This is a genomic window from Nocardia sp. NPDC023852 (assembly GCF_040639505.1).
Classification (GTDB): domain Bacteria; phylum Actinomycetota; class Actinomycetes; order Mycobacteriales; family Mycobacteriaceae; genus Nocardia.
The window spans coordinates 498,089-516,228 of the sequence record NZ_JBFAAB010000002.1 but is presented as its reverse complement, the minus strand read 5'-3'; the positions used below and the strand labels follow the sequence as shown (position 1 = coordinate 516,228).

General features: G+C 65.8%; 18 protein-coding genes. 6 read left to right on the top strand and 12 right to left on the bottom strand.

The genetic code is table 11. The annotated features are described in order from the left end of the window. The first annotated feature begins 217 nt into the window (after positions 1 to 217). The 5 genes from AB0H00_RS06100 to AB0H00_RS06080 are packed head-to-tail and all read left to right on the top strand — an operon-like array spanning position 218 to position 5,610. Positions 218 to 1,333, top strand: a complete 1,116-nt coding sequence (locus tag AB0H00_RS06100; RefSeq protein WP_357261543.1) for a fumarylacetoacetate hydrolase family protein — start codon at positions 218 to 220, stop codon at positions 1,331 to 1,333. Next, a complete protein-coding gene (locus AB0H00_RS06095; protein WP_357261540.1) occupies positions 1,330 to 2,322 on the top strand; it encodes a C-terminal binding protein in 993 nt (330 codons plus the stop codon). Before AB0H00_RS06100 ends, AB0H00_RS06095 begins: the two co-directional genes overlap by 4 nt. Then, a complete protein-coding gene (gene eno / locus AB0H00_RS06090) occupies positions 2,319 to 3,629 on the top strand; it encodes a phosphopyruvate hydratase (RefSeq protein WP_357261537.1) in 1,311 nt (436 codons plus the stop codon). The genes AB0H00_RS06095 and eno overlap by 4 nt, the downstream gene beginning before the upstream one ends. After that, the gene (locus AB0H00_RS06085; protein ID WP_357261535.1) at positions 3,626 to 4,645 is read left to right on the top strand and encodes an aminoglycoside phosphotransferase family protein; all 1,020 of its coding nucleotides are present in this window, start codon (positions 3,626 to 3,628) and stop codon (positions 4,643 to 4,645) included. The genes eno and AB0H00_RS06085 overlap by 4 nt, the downstream gene beginning before the upstream one ends. Positions 4,646 to 4,662: 17 nt before the next feature. After that, a complete protein-coding gene (locus AB0H00_RS06080; RefSeq protein WP_357261532.1) occupies positions 4,663 to 5,610 on the top strand; it encodes a fumarylacetoacetate hydrolase family protein in 948 nt (315 codons plus the stop codon). Between the two features lie 93 nt (positions 5,611 to 5,703). On the opposite strand, the gene AB0H00_RS06075 is transcribed toward AB0H00_RS06080, so the two are convergent. Together AB0H00_RS06075 and AB0H00_RS06070 are read right to left on the bottom strand one after the other, a co-directional pair. Further along, the gene (locus AB0H00_RS06075; protein ID WP_357261529.1) at positions 5,704 to 6,366 is read right to left on the bottom strand and encodes a GntR family transcriptional regulator; all 663 of its coding nucleotides are present in this window, start codon (positions 6,364 to 6,366) and stop codon (positions 5,704 to 5,706) included. A gap of 26 nt (positions 6,367 to 6,392) precedes the next feature. After that, positions 6,393 to 7,562: an acyl-CoA dehydrogenase family protein gene (locus AB0H00_RS06070; protein ID WP_357261527.1), complete on the bottom strand. Its 1,170-nt coding sequence runs from the start codon at positions 7,560 to 7,562 to the stop codon at positions 6,393 to 6,395. A gap of 82 nt (positions 7,563 to 7,644) precedes the next feature. On the opposite strand from AB0H00_RS06070, the gene AB0H00_RS06065 reads away from it, so the two are divergent. After that, positions 7,645 to 8,769 (top strand): CoA transferase, encoded by a 1,125-nt coding sequence (locus tag AB0H00_RS06065; protein ID WP_357261524.1) that lies wholly within the window; start codon positions 7,645 to 7,647, stop codon positions 8,767 to 8,769. A 222-nt stretch (positions 8,770 to 8,991) separates the two neighbouring features. Here AB0H00_RS06065 and AB0H00_RS06060 read toward each other — a convergent pair whose 3' ends face one another. The 10 genes from AB0H00_RS06060 to AB0H00_RS06015 all read right to left on the bottom strand — a co-directional run bounded on the left by AB0H00_RS06060 (position 8,992) and on the right by AB0H00_RS06015 (position 18,069). Beyond that, on the bottom strand, positions 8,992 to 9,945 hold the full coding sequence (locus AB0H00_RS06060) for an acyltransferase domain-containing protein (RefSeq protein ID WP_357261521.1): 954 nt from the start codon (positions 9,943 to 9,945) through the stop codon (positions 8,992 to 8,994). A gap of 447 nt (positions 9,946 to 10,392) precedes the next feature. Next, on the bottom strand, positions 10,393 to 10,890 hold the full coding sequence (locus AB0H00_RS06055) for a threonyl-tRNA synthetase editing domain-containing protein (protein WP_357261519.1): 498 nt from the start codon (positions 10,888 to 10,890) through the stop codon (positions 10,393 to 10,395). Continuing rightward, positions 10,874 to 11,068: a hypothetical protein gene (locus AB0H00_RS06050; protein ID WP_357261517.1), complete on the bottom strand. Its 195-nt coding sequence runs from the start codon at positions 11,066 to 11,068 to the stop codon at positions 10,874 to 10,876. Before AB0H00_RS06050 ends, AB0H00_RS06055 begins: the two co-directional genes overlap by 17 nt. Before the next feature lie 588 nt (positions 11,069 to 11,656). Continuing rightward, a complete protein-coding gene (locus AB0H00_RS06045; protein WP_357261514.1) occupies positions 11,657 to 12,064 on the bottom strand; it encodes a metal-sulfur cluster assembly factor in 408 nt (135 codons plus the stop codon). After that, on the bottom strand, positions 12,057 to 12,560 hold the full coding sequence (gene sufU / locus AB0H00_RS06040) for a Fe-S cluster assembly sulfur transfer protein SufU (RefSeq protein WP_357261511.1): 504 nt from the start codon (positions 12,558 to 12,560) through the stop codon (positions 12,057 to 12,059). The genes AB0H00_RS06045 and sufU overlap by 8 nt, the downstream gene beginning before the upstream one ends. A gap of 3 nt (positions 12,561 to 12,563) precedes the next feature. Beyond that, the gene (locus tag AB0H00_RS06035) at positions 12,564 to 13,817 is read right to left on the bottom strand and encodes a cysteine desulfurase (protein ID WP_357261508.1); all 1,254 of its coding nucleotides are present in this window, start codon (positions 13,815 to 13,817) and stop codon (positions 12,564 to 12,566) included. Position 13,818: 1 nt separating this feature from the next. Continuing rightward, a complete protein-coding gene (gene sufC, locus AB0H00_RS06030; RefSeq protein WP_357261505.1) occupies positions 13,819 to 14,637 on the bottom strand; it encodes a Fe-S cluster assembly ATPase SufC in 819 nt (272 codons plus the stop codon). Between the two features lie 38 nt (positions 14,638 to 14,675). Continuing rightward, entirely contained in the window at positions 14,676 to 15,887 is a 1,212-nt protein-coding gene (gene sufD / locus AB0H00_RS06025; RefSeq protein ID WP_357261502.1) for a Fe-S cluster assembly protein SufD, read from the bottom strand. Continuing rightward, the gene (sufB, locus tag AB0H00_RS06020) at positions 15,887 to 17,323 is read right to left on the bottom strand and encodes a Fe-S cluster assembly protein SufB (RefSeq protein WP_357261500.1); all 1,437 of its coding nucleotides are present in this window, start codon (positions 17,321 to 17,323) and stop codon (positions 15,887 to 15,889) included. Before sufB ends, sufD begins: the two co-directional genes overlap by 1 nt. Continuing rightward, positions 17,320 to 18,069 carry a metalloregulator ArsR/SmtB family transcription factor gene (locus tag AB0H00_RS06015; RefSeq protein ID WP_357261498.1) on the bottom strand — a complete coding sequence of 250 codons (750 nt, stop codon included), beginning with the start codon at positions 18,067 to 18,069 and terminating at the stop codon, positions 17,320 to 17,322. Before AB0H00_RS06015 ends, sufB begins: the two co-directional genes overlap by 4 nt. Between the last annotated feature and the right edge of the window lie 71 nt (positions 18,070 to 18,140).

The following is an 18,140-nucleotide window of genomic DNA, read 5'->3' as shown; positions in this document are numbered from 1 at the left end:
CGGAACGACGCCGTCGGACAAAAGAACTGACTGCCCTCGCGCATCATTCCCAGCCACTACCCGCCGCACTTTCACTGCTTCACTCCTCACATAATGCCATCGATAGCACTACAGGTTAGTGCACACATGTCGATTTCGCTGCCAATTTCGCGCACATTCTTAAAAATGAGAGAGTTACAGCTAGAGTTTCAGAGATCGAGAGTGCTATCGTTAGCACATGGCAGCGCATTGGAAGGCGGACACCGCGGAGTTGGCAAGCCGCGGCGGATTCGACTCGGATGGCGATGCGGCCCCGGCGGGCATCGTGCTGGCTCAGGCAAGCCGAGGCGACAGCGAGTCGATGCCGTGGCTGGTCGCGAACGGACGCGCATTGCCGCTGCGCGAGTGGGCCGACGAGTGGCCATTCGGGCGAACCGGATCACTCACCGAACTTCTCGAGCACTGGCCGGATCACGAATCCGGCCTGCGCGACCTGACTACTCGCACGCAGACCAGGGACCTCATCCTCGCCCGTGGCGACGACATCAGCTCGTTGCTCGTGCGGCCACCGATTCGGCCCCGGCACACGTTCTGCGCGATCGGCAACTATGTCCGCCAGGTCGTGGAAGCCGCCGCGGACGCCGGTGACGGCGCCGACGGGCCGGGAGCTCCCGCACGGCGGGCGTCCGCACTGGAAGCACTGCACCGCCGGAGCAAGACCGGCGAGCCCTACGTCTGCCTGACCAGTTCCGAGCGGGTCGGCAGTCCCATCGGCAACCTGTCGATCGCGCCCGGCGTCGAGACCCTCGACTGGGAGGTCGAGATCGCGGTCGTTTTCGGCGCGCCTGCCCGCCGGATCTCCCCGGAGACCGCGGCGAGCGTCATCGCCGGATACTGCGTTGCGAACGATCTGACCGTCCGTTCCCGGGTGGTGCGCGAAGATCTACCGAGCCTCGGCAGCGACTGGATCCAGAGCAAGGGCATGCCGGGTTCGCTGCCGCTCGGGCCGTGGTTCGTGCCCGCATGGCAGGTTCCCGACCCACCGCGGCTGCGCCTCCAGTTGTCCGTCAACGGCATCGTGATGCAGAACGACACCGCTGAGGACATGCTGTTCGGTATCGAGCACCAAGTCGCGTACCTCGCCCGGCACACGAGCCTGCGGCCGGGCGACGTCCTGTGCACCGGTTCACCGGCTGGGTTCGGCGTCCACCATGGACGGTTCCTCCGGGCCGGCGATGTAGTGACCGCGCAGGTGTCCGGACTCGGCGAGCAACGCCTGTTCTGCCTTGCGGAAGAACTCCCCCAGGCGCGTGTCGACCCACAACAAGCAACCGAGAAAGAACACATGCGATGACCGAGGACCGGAGCAACACGGTGCTTCTGACCGATCGAGCGTGGCCCGACGACAGCGTGGAACGCGCGGTCATCGAAACCGCCGGTTTCCGGCTGGTCAGCGGACCGCCGGAACCGGCGCCCGCCGCCGCGATCGAAGCGCTGGTGGCACAGCATCAGCCGGCGGCGATACTCACCTGTTGGGCACCGGTGTCGGCAGCCGCCATCGCCGACGCCACGGCACTTCGGGTCGTCGCCCGCATGGGCGTCGGTCTCGACAACATCGCGGTAGCCGCCGCGACCGACCACGGCGTGCTGGTGACCAACGTTCCCGACTATTGCGTCGAAGAGGTGTCCGATCACGCGGTCGGGCTGGTCCTGGCCTGGACGCGAGGACTGGTCGGCGCCGACCGTGCGGTGCGGGCCGGGCGCTGGGACCCGGCCGGTGCCCGGCTGCGGCGGCTGTCCACTCTGACCTGCGGTGTGGTCGGGTTCGGGCGGATCGGCAGAGCAAGCGCGGCGAAGCTTCGAGCGCTGGGCGCCCGTGTCCTGGTCAGCGATCCTTCTGCCACGGATACGGGCAACGTGCCGGTCGTCGAATTCGATGAACTACTTGCCGGCAGCGACGTCGTCGTGTTGCATGCGCCGTTGACGGGCGCGACGCGCCACCTCATCGGTGCCCGCGAACTGGCACGCATGCGGCCCGGGGCGCTGCTGGTCAACGTCAGCCGCGGCGGCCTGGTCGACACCGAAGCCCTCGTCGCATCGCTGCGGGCCGGCCACCTCGGCGGCGCCGGCCTCGACGTGCTCGAAGAGGAACCTTCGGTGCCCGCTGAACTGCTGGAGCACCCCGGCGTGGTGATCACCCCGCACATCGCATTCTCCTCGGACGCCTCGGTCGTCGAACTCCGTCGCAGCGCAGCGGAGGAAGTCGTCCGGGTGTTGCGTGGCGAAACACCGCGCTATCCCTGTAACCAATCTTCAACAATCCCGTATGGAGTGTCTTTATGAGCGTGATCAGCAGTGTGCGCGGCCGACAGGTGCTCGACTCCCGTGGACGACCCACGGTCGAGGTCGAGCTGGTCCTGAACGACGGCGTTGTCGCCCGCGCCTCGGTGCCGTCCGGTGCGTCCACCGGCACGCACGAAGCGCATGAGCTTCGCGATGGTGACGAAGCGTTCTTCAACGGCCTGGGCGTGCTTTCTGCGGTAGCGCATGTCAACGGGGAGATTGCCGCCGCACTGCGTGGGCACGACGTGATGGATCAGCGGGGTTGCGACTCCTTGCTGCGCGAACTCGACGGCACGCCCGGGCTCTCCCGGCTCGGCGCCAACGCCGTACTAGGCACCTCACTGGCGATCTGCCGAGCATCGGCGAAGGTGTCCAGGCAGCCGCTCTACCGGCGGATCGCCGAACTCGCCGGTGTGGCCGAGCCAGTACTGCCCATGCCGATGGTGAACATCCTGTCCGGCGGTTTGCATGCCGGACGCGGGATGGACATCCAGGACTTTCTTGCCGTGCCGATCGCGGCGACCTCGATGCTGGAGGCGATCCGGCTCACCGCGCAGGTCCGCGACGCTGCGACGGTCGTGTGTGCCGAACGCGGCCTGCCGACGCTGCTCGCCGACGAAGGCGGCGTGAGCCCCGGCTGCCGCACCGGACGGGATGCGCTCGAATTGCTCATGGCCTCGATCGAGCGCGCCGAACTCGAGCCGGGTGTGGATGTCGCGATCGCGATCGATGTCGCGGCCACGTCCCTATACGACGGCACGACCGGGGACTACCACTTGCGCAGGGAAGGGCGCCGGGTCGGTGCTGCGGAAATGATCGAGATCATCTCATCCTGGGTCGACGACTTCCCGATCGTGTCCATCGAGGACGCGCTGGACGAGGAAGACTGGGACGGATGGCACACGCTGACGGCGCGGCTCCGAGATCGGGTGCGGCTCATAGGAGACGACCTGTTCACAACCAACCCGTATCGTCTGTCTCAGGGCATCGCGAAGGGGTGCGCTACAGGTGTCCTCGTGAAAGTCAACCAGAATGGGACGCTCACCGGCACGCTCGAGGTGGTTTCCGCGGCCGACGCCGCCGACTACGTGTCGGTGGTGTCGGCGCGCTCCGGCGAGACCGAGGACGACTTCCTCGCTGATCTCGCGGTCGGCACCGCCGCGGGGCAGATCAAGATCGGGTCGGTACGTTCGTCGGAACGACTGGCCAAGTACAACCAGCTGATTCGTATCGCGGAGGACAGCGGCTTGGGATTCAGCCCGCTCCCGCTGCCCGGTTCGTTTTCCGCTCCCGAGTTGACCCCATGAACTCATCAGACTCTCGCACGGGAGTGCACGAGTTCCTGCGCAGGCAAGGATTATTGCGCGCCGGGGAGTACGCGGAGCTGACTCCGCTGACCGGCGGGGTCTCCTCGGATTTGTGGAAAGCGGACCTGCCCACCAGGACAGTATGTGTCAAACGAGCTCTGGCACAGCTCGAGGTCGCGCACGAGTGGCTCGCACCCGTCTCGCGAAACCAGGTCGAGTACGACTGGCTACGGTTCGCCGCCCAAGTGTGCCCGGGTCACGTACCGCGGGTAATCGCCCATGACGCCGAGGTGGGCTTGTTCGCGATGGAATTCCTACCGCCGGAACGCTACCCGGTGTGGAAGGCAGAGCTGCTCGGCGGGAATGTGGACGTTACGGCCGCGCGAGCGGTCGGAGACCTCGTCGGCCGACTACACTCGGCCAGCGCCGCTGATTCGCGGAGTGCGCTCCGATTCGACACCGATGACAACTTCGACGCCTTGCGCATCGAGCCGTTCCTTCGGTTCACCGGAGAAACGCACTCAGATCTGCGGGAACGGTTCACCGAACTGGCCAGGACGACGACAAGCACGCATCTCGCCGTCGTGCACGGTGATGTCAGTCCGAAGAACATTCTGCTCGGTCCCGATGGCCCAGTGCTGTTGGACGCGGAGTGCGCGTGGTTCGGCGACCCGGCCTTCGACGTCGCCTTCTGCCTCAACCACCTGCTCATCAAATCGGTCAAGCTGCCGCGGCACGCCGCGGACCTGCGCGCTGCGGCGCAAACACTGGCCGAAGCGCACGCACGCCATATCGACTGGGAATCACCGACCGCGTTCGGCAAGCGAGTGACGGCACTGCTGCCGGCGCTCGCGCTGGCCCGCATCGATGGCATGTCCCCGGTGGAGTATCTCGATACGGCTCAACGCCGCGAAGTCCGGAAAGTCGGCCGGGCGCTGCTCGCCGATCCCGCACCGGCCGTCGACCAACTGCTCGACCGGTGGGCAATGGCCGGCTCACTCCCTAGCGGCACCTAGTGAAGAGACAACGCACCATGACATTTTCCCTCGCGACGATCTGTGTCGACGACTCGCCGACCCCAGTACTCAGCATGGACGGCAGGCATTACCGGATCGCCGAGCTCGCCCCGGAGGTTCTCGCACCGAATCCCTCGGCCGGGCTGATGACGGTGTTCGCGCACTGGACAGACACCGAACCGGTTTTGCTGCGTGCTGCCCGCGACCTCACCGATGGTGTGCTGACATGCGCCGAAGTCAACGCGCCGGGCCGACTCGAGGACTGGCTGACACCGTTGCGCTACCCGAACAAGGTCATCTGCACCGGCGCGAACTACTACGACCACATGACGCAGGACGGCGGCCACACCGACTTCACCAAGGAAGACAACATCCCGGTCTTCTTCCTCAAACCGCCCACCACAACCCTCGTCGGCCAGGGCAGGTCGGTGCGTTATCCGGTTCAGTCGAGCACATTCGACTACGAACTAGAGCTGGCGTTCGTGATCGGCAAGCGCGGCAGGCGCATCGCGGTCGAGGAGGCACGCGACTACGTCGCCGGATACACCATCGGCCTCGATCTGTCGGCGCGCGATTGGCAACGCCATCCGAAACATCTGGCCAAGTTCGACCTGTTCGGGGGCAAGGCGTTCGACGACAGCTGCCCCCTGGGCCCAGGTATCGTGCCGGCGCGGTTCGTCGATGAGGGAAACTTGCAGCTTCGGTTTCACCTCAACGGCGAACTCCGGCAGAACGCCAACACCAAAGACATGATTTGGCCGGTACCGGAACTCGTCGCCCGGATCAGCGAGCATGTCACGCTCGAACCGGGAGATGTCGTTCTCACCGGCACTCCGGCCGGCGTGGGGCTGTCGACCGGCGGGTGGACCGAGGTCGGCGATCACCTCGTCGGCGAAATCTCCGGGCTGGGGTCGCTGCACGTGGAGATCGTCGAGGATTCTCCGGATACTCTGAGAAATCGATGACACGGTGACGGTCGGCGGGTAGTCGACAGCCTCGATACAGTCGAGCGACAGAAGAGCGGGCGGGGGGTTCTACGGCCATCGCGGCAGGGCGATTCAGTCACCGGCTTCCAGGATCGCCGTCAGCACCCGCAACGCGCGGTTCCGGTGGTCGTCGAGTTCGGCGACCACCTCGGCGACGGCACGGCGGCGGACGGCATCGAGGATCTTTTCGTGCGCATCCACAGTGGTGGCCCGCTCTTCGGGCGAGTTGTAGTACATCGCCCGGTACGCCTCGGTGGAGTCCCAGAGGAGCCGGATCAGACGCATCGTGTGCGGATGATCCGGCGACTCCAAGATGCCGAAATGGAACCGGCGGTTCGCCGCCAACTCGGCCGCGACGTCACCGCGCCCAGCCGCCTCGGCACACTCGCGCGCGGCCAGCTCGATCCGATCCACGGCATCGTCGTCCAAAGTGGGCAGTGCCCAGCGCACCGCCCGCTCTTCCAGCAGCTGCCGCAACGCGTAGATCTCCGCGAGGTCCCCGGCGCGCAACTCTGTGATGAAGTAGCCGCGCCGAGGCCGGTATACCACTTGACCCTCCTGCTCGAGCGCGCGCAATGCTTCGCGCACCGGAGCCACGCTGACACCCAGGCTTTCGGCGATCTCCTCCTGCAGGACTCGCTGTCCCGGGCGGAACTCCCCTGCCACGATCGCCCGGCGCAGCCCGTCGAGTGCGTGCTGGGCCGTCGTTCCCGGACCGTCCTGGCGCAATATCATCGCCGCGACTCTAGCCGTAGCCGCCGCTACCGGAAAGCCTGGATCCCGGTCAGGGCGCCCCCGATCACCAAGGCGTGCACATCGGCGGTGCCCTCGTAGGTAACCACAGACTCGAGATTGGCCATGTGCCGGATGACCGGGTACTCCAACGTGATTCCGTTCGCGCCGAGCATCTGCCGCGCGGTGCGGGCGACCTCCAGTGCGGCGTTGACGTTGCCCAGCTTGCCCATGCTGACCTGCTCTGGTTGCAGCCGTCCGGCATCTTTGAGCCGGCCGAGCTGCAGCGCCAGCAAGGTGGCCCGGTTGACCTCCAGGGCCATCGCAGCCAGCTTCTGCTGCTGGATCTGGAAGGAGGCGATCGGCTTCCCGAACTGGACCCGAGTAGTGCTGTAGTCCACGGCGGCCTCTAGGCAGGCCCGCGCCGCACCGGCCGCCCCCCACACGATGCCGTAGCGGGCCTCGTTCAGTGATGACAGCGGACCGCGCAACGAGGTCGCCTCGGGCAACATCGCCGACGCGGGCAGCCGTACGTCATCGAGGATCAGCTCCGAGGTGACCGACGCGCGCAGAGACAGCTTCTTGTGGATGTCCAGGGTGGTGAAGCCCTTCGTGCCCTTGGGCACCAGAAATCCCCGGATTCCCTCGTCCGTGCGCGCCCAGACCACGGCGACATCGGCGAGCGAGCCGTTGGTGATCCACATCTTCTGGCCGCGCAGGATCCAGTCTTCGCCTTCGCGGCGAGCGTGGGTGCGCATCGATCCGGGATCCGACCCGGAGTCCGGTTCGGTCAGCCCGAAACAGCCGACCGCCTCCCCGGCAGCCATTCGTGGCAGCCACTCCTGTTTCTGCTGTTCCGATCCCCACCGGTGGATCGCGAACATCGCCAGCGAGCCCTGCACCGACACCATGCTGCGGATCCCGCTGTCGCCTGCCTCGAGCTCGAGACAGGCCAGCCCGTAGGCCGTCGCGCTCGTCCCGGCGCAGCCATAGCCCTCCAGGTGCATCCCCAGCACACCGAGTTTGCCCAACTCGCTGATCAGTTCCCGAGGCACTCGGCCCTCCTCGAACCAGTCCCCGACCATGGGCACCACGCGGCTCCGAACAAACGCCCGGACCGTGTCACGGATGTCTCGTTCCTCGTCGGAGAGCATCGTGTCGATGGAAAGAAAATCTTGCAGGGCTGCTGCGGCGAGCATTAGGGCCTCCTTGACGTCGGGCTGATCCGCAGCCTACCGTATGAATCTTAGATTTTCGAAAATCGAAGATTCGAGGTAGTTGATGTCCGAAGCTCTTCGCAACCTGCGGGTTCTCGACTTCTCGCGGATCCTGGCCGGGCCATTCGCGACGATGCAGCTCGCCGATTTCGGTGCCACGGTGACCAAGGTCGAACGCCCCGGCACCGGCGATGACACCCGTTCCTGGGGTCCGCCCTACGATGCGCGCGGGCAGGCAACTTACTTTCAGGCGGTCAACCGCAACAAGGACAGCATCGTCCTCGACTTGACCGACAAGCACGATCTCGCCGAGGCCCGGAAGCTCGCCACCGGCGCCGACGTCGTCGTCGAGAACTTCCGCCCTGGCCTGATGGCGGAGTTCGGACTCGACTACGACCAGCTCCGGCCGGCCAACCCCGGGCTCGTCTACTGCTCGATCACCGGCTTCGGCCGCGGCCCCGGAGCCGAGCTCCCCGGCTATGACCTGCTGATTCAGGCCCTCGGTGGGCTGATGAGCGTCACCGGGGTCACCGACGGCGAGCCCCAGAAGGTCGGGGTCGCCGTCGTCGACGTCCTAGCCGGCCTGTTCGCCGCCACCGGCATCCTGACCGCACTCCACCACCGGAACGCCACCGGCGAGGGCCAGCGGGTCGACATCGACCTGCTGTCCTGTCTGCTCGCAGGCTTGGTCAACCAGGCCAGCGCCTACACCTCGGCCGGCGAGGTGCCGACCCGGATGGGTAACCGGCATCCAAGCATCGCCCCGTACGAGCTGCTTTCCTGCGCCGACGGCGACCTCGTCCTCGCGGTCGGCAACAACCGCCAGTTCACTGCGCTGTGCGATGTGCTCGGCGCACCACACCTCGCGGACGACCCGAGGTTCGCTACCAACTCCGCCCGCGTCCAGCACCGGGACCGACTGCGTGCCGAGCTGGAACGCCGCCTCGTCTCGGGCACGGCCGCCGGCTGGGCTGCTGCGCTGGCGCGGGTACGTGTCCCGGCAGGCACCGTCAACGACATCGCCGGAGCCTTCGATCTCGCGACCGGACTCGGCCTGGACCCCCTCGTCGAACTCCCCCGCGAGGACGGCGGTGCCGTCTCGTTGTGCCGTAATCCCATCAACCTCTCGTCGACCCCGGCCGTCTACCGATCGGCACCACCACTGCTGCCCGGCACGAAGAACAGATGAGCCGATACGGCAACAGGCGGCCCCGCTTTTCCGCGGCCCGTGCCTCGGCGTACTCTCCCGCACCCACCTGCCAGCGGAAGCCGTGGCGGTGGCCGGCATCAGGCGGTTTACGCATGGCCGGCGACCGGGAGGGTGGCCGGTGATCGACCGAATCCCGCTTACCATCGGCGACGCCACCACCGAGCCTTTGTCGGACTATCAACCGGGCGACGGGTTCCGGTTCTACCCGATTGGAGCCGACGACTGCTCCCGCTGACCTGGCCCCTGGGTTATCGGGACAATTTTGCTTCGACCTTCGCGGACTTCGGGATGAGACATGGCTTGGACCGACAACCCCGTACCCGGGCCGGTCTCGATCAGAAGCGAGCTACGGTGGGCGAGTAGATCCGACAGCGCATCCCAGAACAGCACAGGATGTGCGATCTGGGCCGCCCAGAATCCCGGATCCTTCGCCTCGTCGGCGCGCAGTCGCTGTCCGGTTCTGCCCGACCAGATCGGTATTTTCGGCTCGTGCAGTCGCTCGGCCGCGATGGACCGCTCGAACACGGTGGCGGCGTGGGCCATGCACGGACTGTGCCACGGTTGTCGGGCTGGCACCGACATCGTGACGAACCCGCGCTCGCACAGCATCGATTCCGCCGTCTGCACCTCCGGGTCCGGGCCCGCGACGATGGCGCGGCGCGGTCCATTCACCGCGGCGACTACGACCCCGGCCCGCGCCCATTCCGCACGCAGTTGCGCCGAGACGACGGCCGGATCTGCCGCGACCGCGAACATGCCGCCCGGCGGCACGAGGTCCAGCGCGCGCGATCGGGCAGCCATAATCCGTGCGGCCGAATGCGCATCGAAAACCCCCGCGACTGTAGCGGCGGCCAGTTCACCGACACTGTGGCCGAGCAGCGCCTCGACATTCGCTCCGGCCCGGATCAGCATGGTGGCAAAGGCGTACTCGACCGCGAAAATCAGGGGCTGCGCGACCCGACCGTCATCGAGATCGGCCTGTGGGTCATCGGAAAGCCAGCGCTGCTTGGGCTCGACCCCTTCCTCGGACATCAGCGCGAGGAACTCATCGATCGTCGCCGCGAATTCCGGCTGGTGACGGTAGGCGTCCAGCGCCATGCCGGTGTGCTGGCTGCCTTGCCCTGGTAGCAGCAAGGTGATCGGCTGCTCGGTCATGGGCGCTCCCTGGGTCGCGTATCTGTCGAGGCAGCGATCATGGGTCCCCGCTCTCTGCGCGGAAGACGTCGGCCTCGCGGAGCGTGCGCCGGCGCCGCCCACTTAGCACTTTTCCTGGACCTACCTCGACATAGTGAGTGGCGCCCCATGATGCCATGGTCAGCGGGTTGTCCGCCCAGGGCATTGGCTTGACGAGCTGATCGCGTCGAAGTCGCTGGTCGACCAGACGCCGATGTCGCGATAGCCAGCGGGAGAAACGAACGGGTCCGGCCCTCTACGCGACGAGATCGAGTCCCGATGCAGGACCTGCTCACCGAGTTGCTGTCAGCCTCGATTGACACCGTCGTATGATGGCGCAACAGAGAGAAGGCCGCTGGCTGGGCACGTTCTAGGCCTTCGCCTTATCGGCTCGCCGCGTCGCGACAACGTCCGTTTCAGTAGCGCTGGTCACGCCAAGCCAAGTGTCGGAACCGACATTTCCTGTACGGTTTGCGACACAGTTGCCGAGGGCGGATCCATGCCGGGCGCGGGCAAGTGGATGACGCGCTGTTCCCATTCACCGTCGAGCACGTCCGCATTCCATCGCTTGTTCCAGCCGAACGGCATGAGATGCACGCGCTCACCACGTGCCTCCAGCCGCGCGGAGAGACTCGACAAAACCTCCTTGGAGATCGCCACGTCGGATCGGTTGCCAGGAGTGGCCAGGTGCGAAAAGCCGTTGATGACGATCGACGTAGCGTCGGTCTTGGTCACGACGCGCCGAATCATCTTCGTCGCCACCGACAACGACGAGAGGTCCCCGCGCTCCACGCCGATCATCAGCGCGAGGCAATCGGAAAAAGACTGTGCCACCCCTACCTTCGCGGGCTCGAGCCAGATGGCAGACGGACTTGCGGTGGTCACGGTGTATTCAAATGTCCGACAGCGGCTACTGAAGATTTTCATATGCCACCTCATAGGTGAAGTCAGTACAGATCAAGGTGCCCGTCACGTCTGGACCGACAACCGGAAACGATGTTCGTGCAGGACGGTTTTCCGGCTTCGGGCTCGCCGCGGTGCCGGAGGCAATCACACCGTGAACTCGCTGCGTGATCACGGTGGCGAAGCGATTCGAATCAGTCACCTGATGACCATCGGAAAGTCATCTCGACTGTCCCCGTGACGCTTACGCCACAATCAACCGGCTCGCGAACGAAGCTTACCAGGAAGCTCAACACGCGGTTGCCGAACTTGTTGTGCGGCAAGACATCTAGTGGTGTCGACCTGTCGACGCCGCCGCAGACACCAGCCCGCTTCTCCCACTACCTGCAACAACGCCGTCTACTTGATCGAGCACCGTTGCAGTGCCGACCTACATTCGGTTCCCACAGACCGCATTTCACGACATGATCGCCGAACTCGCAGGTCAGTTCGGCAATGAGTCCCAACCCTCACGTCGTAGACAACCGGACGGCTTCGCTCAACCCCAACCTCCGAAGATACAGGAGTGCACACGAACACCTTCACCCCTCGATCCGACCACATCGATCGCACCCACCAAACCACTGCCGCACAGGGAAAGTACGCACACAAACCGGAAGGGCAATCATCCCCGGGGCAGAAGACCGAGGGGAACTCGAGTTCCCGACACTGCTATCACCGGACCATCCCGCGTTTCTCCTGTACCAGCACCCGTGGGCGCCTATCCCGGCGGCGGCTATCAGCTCGGCGATTACACCGTGAACCCGAGGGCGCGCAGCTGTTCGCGACCGTCCTCGGTGATCTTGTCCGGCCCCCACGGGGGTATCCAGACCCAATTGATCTTCAGGTCCTCCACCAATCCGCTGCGGACCAGCGCGTTGCGCGACTGGTCCTCGATGACGTCGGTGAGCGGGCACGCCGCGGAGGTGAGGGTCATGTCGAGGACAGCAGTGTTGTCCTCCTCGACGCGCAGACCGTAGACCAGGCCCAGATCGACGACGTTGATGCCGAGTTCCGGATCGACGACGTCGCGCATCGCCTCTTCGAGGTCCTCGAGCTGCTTGATGTCTTCAGCGGACAGCTCGACCTGCTCGGCCGTCTCAACCTGCTCGGCGGTGTCGACCTGCTCGGCCGTGTGGGTGGCCGGTGTGTCACTCATGACGCTTCCCCGTTTCCATCGAACCCTTCGCTTCTTCCCTGATGCCATCCACGGCGTTCTCGGGGCCGATCCGGATCACGGCGTCCTTGAACGCCATCCACCCCAGCAGCGCGCACTTCACCCGAGCCGGATACTTGGAAACTCCCGCGAGGGCGATCCCGTCGCCGATCACCTCCTCATCGCCTTCGACAGTGCCACGGCTGGAGATCATCTCGCTGTAGGAGTCGACGACCTTCAGCGCCTGCTGCACCGGAAGGCCGATCACCTGTTCGGTGAGGATCGAGGTGGCGGCCTGGCTGATCGAGCAGCCCTGTCCGTCATAGGAGACGTCGGCGACGTCTCCGTTGTCATCGAGCCGCACACGCAGGGTCACCTCGTCACCGCAGGTGGGGTTCACGTGGTGCACCTCGGCACCGTACGGCTCCCGCAGCCCGCGGTGGTGCGGGTGCTTGTAGTGGTCCAGGATCACTTCCTGGTACATCTGCTCCATGCGCATGTTCTATGCAACTCCGAAGAACGTCTGGGCCTTCCGCACTGCGGTGACCAGCGCGTCCACTTCGTCGAGGGTGTTGTAGGCCGCGAACGACGCGCGCGCGGTAGCCGGAATCCTCAGTCGGCGCATGAGCGGCCACGCGCAATGGTGACCGACGCGAACCGCGACGCCTTCGTCGTCGAGAATCTGCCCGACATCGTGCGCGTGGATGCCGTCGACCACGAAGGACACGGCACCGCCGCGATCCACGTTCTCGGTCGGGCCGACGATGCGGACGCCGTCGATCGCGCCGAGACCCTCGAGCGCCGCACCGACGAGCGTGTGCTCATGCGCGGCTACTGCTTCCATGCCGATGTCTTCCAGATACCGTACGGCGGCGCCCAATCCGACTACCTGTGAGGTCATCGGCACACCGGCCTCGAACCGCTGCGGCGGCGGCGCGTAGGTGCTGCGCTCCATGGTGACTGTCTCGATCATCGAACCACCGGAGATGAACGGTGGAGTCTCCTCCAGCAGCGCCCGTCGGCCGTACAGCACGCCGACACCGGAAGGTCCGAACATCTTGTGCCCGGAGAACGCGGCTAAGTCGATGCCGAGTTCGCGGAAGTCGACCGGCATATGCGGCACCGACTGGCAGGCGTCCAGCACTGTCAGCGCGCCGACGGACTGTGCCCGACGGACCAACTCGGCGACATCGGTGATCGCGCCGGTGACATTGGACTGGTGGGTGAAGGCGACAACTTTGGTGGCGGGCGACAATTCGAGGGAATCCAGGTCGATCCGGCCGTCGTCGGTGATCCCGAACCATTTCAGCGTCGCACCCGTGCGACGCCCGAGTTCCTGCCAGGGAACGAGATTCGCGTGATGCTCCAGCTCGGTGATGACGATCTCGTCACCCGGGCCGACGTGGTACGGGAACCGGTTGTCGGCGAACGAGTAGGTCACCAGGTTCAGCGATTCGGTGGCGTTCTTGGTGAACACGATCTCGCCCGCGTCGACACCGACGAACCGCGCGATATCGGCCCGCGCGCCCTCGTAGGCGTCGGTCGCCTCCTCGGCGAGCTGGTGCGCACCGCGGTGCACCGCCGAATTGCTGGTGACAAGGAAGGCCCGTTCCGCCTCGAGCACGTCCAACGGCCGCTGCGAAGTCGCGCCGGAGTCCAAGTACACCAACGGTTTCCCGTCCCGAACCGTACGGCTCAGGATCGGGAAGTCGGCCCGGATACGGGCGACGTCGAGGGTGCGGACCGTAGCGGTCATGTCAAGCTCCAGCGGTAGCGGACTGGGGGACGGCAGTCGGCGAAGCCGACGAGGTGGGTGAGTTTTGCGTGAAGCGGACGTAGCCGTTGGCGTCGAGTTCTTCGGCGAGTTCGGCGCCGCCCTCGGCGACGATGCGTCCACCGACGAACACATGCACGAACTGCGGCTGGATGTACCGCAGAATGCGGGTGTAGTGCGTGATCAGAAGGACGCCTCCATTTTCCCGCTCTTTATAACGGTTCACCCCCTCGGAGACGACGCGCAGCGCGTCGACGTCCAAGCCGGAGTCGGTCTCGTCCAGGATGGCGATCTTCGGCTTGAGCAGACCCAGCTGCAGGATCTCGTGGCGCTTCTTCTCACCACCGGAGAAGCCCTCGTTCACGCTGCGATCGGCGAAGGCGGCGTCGATCTCCAACTCGCTCATCGACTCCTTCACCTCCTTGACCCAGTGCCGCAGCTTCGGGGCCTCGCCGCGCACGGCGGTGGCGGCGGTGCGCAGAAAGTTCGACATCGAGACACCGGGGACCTCGACCGGGTATTGCATGGCCAGGAAAAGCCCGGCTCGTGCGCGCTCGTCGATGGACATCTCCAGGACATTCTCGCCGTCGAGGGTGATCGAGCCCCGGGTCACCGTGTACTTCGGGTGCCCGGCGATCGCGTACGACAGGGTCGACTTGCCGGAACCGTTGGGGCCCATGATGGCATGCGTCTCACCGGATTTCACCGTGAGGTTCACACCATTCAGGATCTTGATGGGCTCACCTGACTCGTCCGGGTTGGCGACCTCGGCGTGCAAGTCCTTGATTTCCAGGGTGGTCATCGAATTCGAATTCCTTTTCGGGGTGGGTAGTTCGGTTTTCAGACGCCGATCGCGGCGAGTTCGGCTTCGATGGCCGACTCCAGCCGCTCCCGGATCTCGGGCACCGCGATCTTCTGGATGAGTTCGTGGAAGAATCCGCGCACCACCAAGCGGCGGGCAGCGTCCTCCGGGATGCCGCGGGCGCGCAGGTAGAACAGCTGCTCGTCGTCGAAACGACCAGTGGCACTCGCGTGTCCGGCACCGGCGATTTCACCGGTCTCGATCTCCAGGTTCGGCACCGAGTCGGCGCGGGCGCCGTCGGTGAGCACCAGATTGCGGTTCACCTCGAAGGTATCGGTGCCTTCGGCGGCGGCGCGGATCAGCACGTCACCCACCCACACGGTGCGGGCGTCACCCTTGGGGGAATGCGGATCGCCTTGCAGCGCACCCTTGTACAACACATTCGACTTGCAGTACGGGACCGCATGGTCGACGAGTAGGCGCTGCTCGAAGTGCTGGCCGGCGTCGGCGAAGTAGAGGCCGAGCAACTCGGCGTCACCGCCGGGGCCGTCGTAGCGCACGGTGGCGGTGAGGCGCACCAGATCGCCACCGAGGGTGACCGCGATGTGCCGCAGCGTGGCATCACGGCCCAGCTTGCCGTGGTGCGCGGTGGCGTTCACGGCATCGTCGGCCCAGTCCTGAACCGCGACGACGGTGAGCTTCGCACTGTCACCGAGGACGAATTCCACGTTCTCGGCGTAGGTGCCGCTGCCGCGCTGGTCGATCACCACGGTCGCGACCGCGAAGTTCTCCAGCCTGATCTGCAGGTGGCCGTAGGCGGTCTTGCCCTCGCCGGGGCCGGTGACCGTGACGACGACCGGTTCGGCGACCTCGGTCTCCGCGCCGACCGACACGATGGTGGCCGACTCGAAGCCCGAATAGGCCTGCGCGGCAACCCGGTCAGACGGCACACCCGCCTCGCCGAGGCGAGAGTCGGTGCGCTGCACGGTCTCGACCTTCACACCGACGACCGGGGTGACCTCGACCGTAGCCTGGCCGTCCCGGACCGCGGTGCCGTCGTGCAGCCCGCGCAGGCGGCGCAGCGGGGTGAACCGCCACGCCTCGTCGTGCGAGGAAGGCACCTCGAAGGCGTTCACGTCGTACGAGGAGAAGACCTCGCCCTTGTTGGTCGCGGCCCCTGCGCCCGGATTCTGAATCGGCTTGGCCGTGGGGTTCTCGCCCTCGACCGCTCCAATCACACCAGTCGCCATCAGCCAACGGCCCCTTCCATCTGCAGCTCGATGAGCCGGTTCAGTTCCAATGCGTACTCCATCGGCAGTTCCTTGGCGATCGGCTCGACGAAGCCGCGCACCACCATCGCCATCGCCTCGTCCTCGGTGAGGCCGCGGCTCATCAGGTAGAACAGCTGATCCTCGGAGACCTTCGAGACGGTCGCCTCGTGGCCCATGGTCACGTCGTCCTCGCGAATGTCGACGTAAGGGTAGGTGTCCGAGCGGCTGATCGTGTCGACCAACAGCGCGTCGCACTTCACGGTCGATTTGGAGCCATGCGCACCCTTGTTCACCTGGACCAGGCCGCGGTAGGAGGCACGGCCGCCGCCGCGCGCCACCGACTTCGACACGATGGTCGACGAGGTGTGCGGTGCCAGGTGCAGCATCTTCGCGCCGGTGTCCTGGTGCTGGCCCTCGCCGGCGAACGCCACCGAGAGCACCTCACCCTTGGCGTACTCTCCGGTCATCCAGACCGCCGGGTACTTCATGGTGACCTTGGAGCCGATGTTGCCGTCGATCCACTCCATGGTCGCGCCTGCCTCCGCCTTGGCCCGCTTGGTGACCAGGTTGTAGACGTTGTTCGACCAGTTCTGGATGGTGGTGTAGCGGCAGCGGCCGCCCTTCTTCACAATGATCTCGACCACCGCGGAGTGCAGCGAGTCCGACTTGTAGATCGGTGCGGTGCAGCCCTCGACGTAGTGCACGTAGGCGCCCTCGTCGACGATGATCAAGGTCCGCTCGAACTGGCCCATGTTCTCGGTGTTGATCCGGAAGTAGGCCTGCAGCGGGATGTCGACGTGTACGCCAGGCGGCACGTAGATGAATGAGCCGCCCGACCACACGGCGGTGTTCAGCGCGGAGAACTTGTTGTCACCCGCGGGAATCACCGAGCCGAAGTACTGCTGGAAGATCTCCGGGTGCTCCTTGAGGCCGGTGTCGGTGTCCAGGAAGATCACGCCCTGGGCCTCCAGGTCCTCGCGGATCTGGTGGTAGACGACCTCGGACTCGTACTGGGCGGCGACACCGGCGACCAGACGCTGCTTCTCTGCCTCCGGGATGCCCAGCCTGTCGTAGGTGTTCTTGATGTCCTCGGGCAGCTCGTCCCAGGACGCGGCCTGCTTCTCGGTCGAGCGCACGAAATACTTGATGTTGTCGAAGTCGATGCCGTCGAGGTTGGACCCCCAGTTCGGCATGGGCTTGCGATCGAAGATACGCAACGCCTTGAGCCGCTGCTCGAGCATCCATACCGGCTCGTTCTTCTTCGCCGAGATATCGCGGACAACCGCCTCGGACAGACCTCGTTGCGCACTGGCACCGGCCACATCCGAATCGGCCCAGCCGTAACCGTAGTTGCCCAGCGAAGCGATCGCCTCTTCCTGGGTGAGCGGTTGCACCTGGTCGGTGGTCGTCGTCATTCGGCACTCCTTCCGGAGTCGTTCGTTCGTACCGCTGCGGGCTGTGCAGCGGTTTGTGCTGACGTCTTCTTCTCGGCAATCGGCAACACCAGCAGCGGCACGTGCGTGGTGCACGCGCAGTCGCCGTTGGCGATCGTTGCCAACCGCTGCACGTGGGTGCCGAGCAGCTCGCGGAACGCCTCGAGTTCGGCCGCGCACAGCTGCGGGAATTCCTCGGCGACGTGCGAGACCGGGCAGTGGTGCTGGCAGATCTGCACGCCCGCGCCGACCTTGCGGGTGGTGGCGGCGAACCCGGCTTCGGTGAATGCCTCGGCGATCTCCTCGGCCTTGGCCTCGGTGTCTGCGGCGTTCTGCTCCCCGGGGGTGTGCTGTCCGACCGGCTCGATCCCGGCCACGATAGCGCGTGCCCGTTTGCGCGCGAACTCGGTGATGGCTTTTTCGCCGCCGATCTCCCCGAGCTGCCGGATGGCCGCACCGGCCAAGTCGTCGTAAGCGTGGCCGAGCTGGCCGCGCCCCGCGGCGGTGAGCTGGTACTGCTTGGCCGGGCGGCCGCGGCCCTTCTGCTGCCAGGGCGCCGATCGGCTCGCCCGCGCCTGACCGGAATCGATCAGTGCATCCAGGTGCCTGCGCACGCCCGCCGCAGCCAGGCCCAGCTTGCTGCCGATGGCGGTCGCGGTGATCGGCCCCTCCTCCAGCAGCAGCTGGACGATGGCCGCACGAGTGTGTCCCTCGGCACCGACCGTCACATGAGCAGCAGACGACCCGACACCAGTCTTGCGACCGGCCCCTTCGCTGTTCCGCAAACCCACGGTTTTCA

Excerpts from the sequence above, each read along its gene's own strand:
- AB0H00_RS06100 (WP_357261543.1), top strand. The coding sequence starts at position 218 with ATGGCAGCGCATTGGAAGGCGGACACCGCGGAGTTGGCAAGCCGCGGC.
- AB0H00_RS06095 (WP_357261540.1), top strand. The coding sequence starts at position 1,330 with ATGACCGAGGACCGGAGCAACACGGTGCTTCTGACCGATCGAGCGTGG.
- eno (WP_357261537.1), top strand. The coding sequence starts at position 2,319 with ATGAGCGTGATCAGCAGTGTGCGCGGCCGACAGGTGCTCGACTCCCGT.
- AB0H00_RS06085 (WP_357261535.1), top strand. The coding sequence starts at position 3,626 with ATGAACTCATCAGACTCTCGCACGGGAGTGCACGAGTTCCTGCGCAGG.
- AB0H00_RS06080 (WP_357261532.1), top strand. The coding sequence starts at position 4,663 with ATGACATTTTCCCTCGCGACGATCTGTGTCGACGACTCGCCGACCCCA.
- AB0H00_RS06075 (WP_357261529.1), bottom strand. The coding sequence starts at position 6,366 with ATGATATTGCGCCAGGACGGTCCGGGAACGACGGCCCAGCACGCACTC.
- AB0H00_RS06070 (WP_357261527.1), bottom strand. The coding sequence starts at position 7,562 with ATGCTCGCCGCAGCAGCCCTGCAAGATTTTCTTTCCATCGACACGATG.
- AB0H00_RS06065 (WP_357261524.1), top strand. The coding sequence starts at position 7,645 with ATGTCCGAAGCTCTTCGCAACCTGCGGGTTCTCGACTTCTCGCGGATC.
- AB0H00_RS06060 (WP_357261521.1), bottom strand. The coding sequence starts at position 9,945 with ATGACCGAGCAGCCGATCACCTTGCTGCTACCAGGGCAAGGCAGCCAG.
- AB0H00_RS06055 (WP_357261519.1), bottom strand. The coding sequence starts at position 10,890 with ATGAAAATCTTCAGTAGCCGCTGTCGGACATTTGAATACACCGTGACC.
- AB0H00_RS06045 (WP_357261514.1), bottom strand. The coding sequence starts at position 12,064 with ATGAGTGACACACCGGCCACCCACACGGCCGAGCAGGTCGACACCGCC.
- sufU (WP_357261511.1), bottom strand. The coding sequence starts at position 12,560 with ATGCGCATGGAGCAGATGTACCAGGAAGTGATCCTGGACCACTACAAG.
- AB0H00_RS06035 (WP_357261508.1), bottom strand. The coding sequence starts at position 13,817 with ATGACCGCTACGGTCCGCACCCTCGACGTCGCCCGTATCCGGGCCGAC.
- sufC (WP_357261505.1), bottom strand. The coding sequence starts at position 14,637 with ATGACCACCCTGGAAATCAAGGACTTGCACGCCGAGGTCGCCAACCCG.
- sufD (WP_357261502.1), bottom strand. The coding sequence starts at position 15,887 with ATGGCGACTGGTGTGATTGGAGCGGTCGAGGGCGAGAACCCCACGGCC.
- sufB (WP_357261500.1), bottom strand. The coding sequence starts at position 17,323 with ATGACGACGACCACCGACCAGGTGCAACCGCTCACCCAGGAAGAGGCG.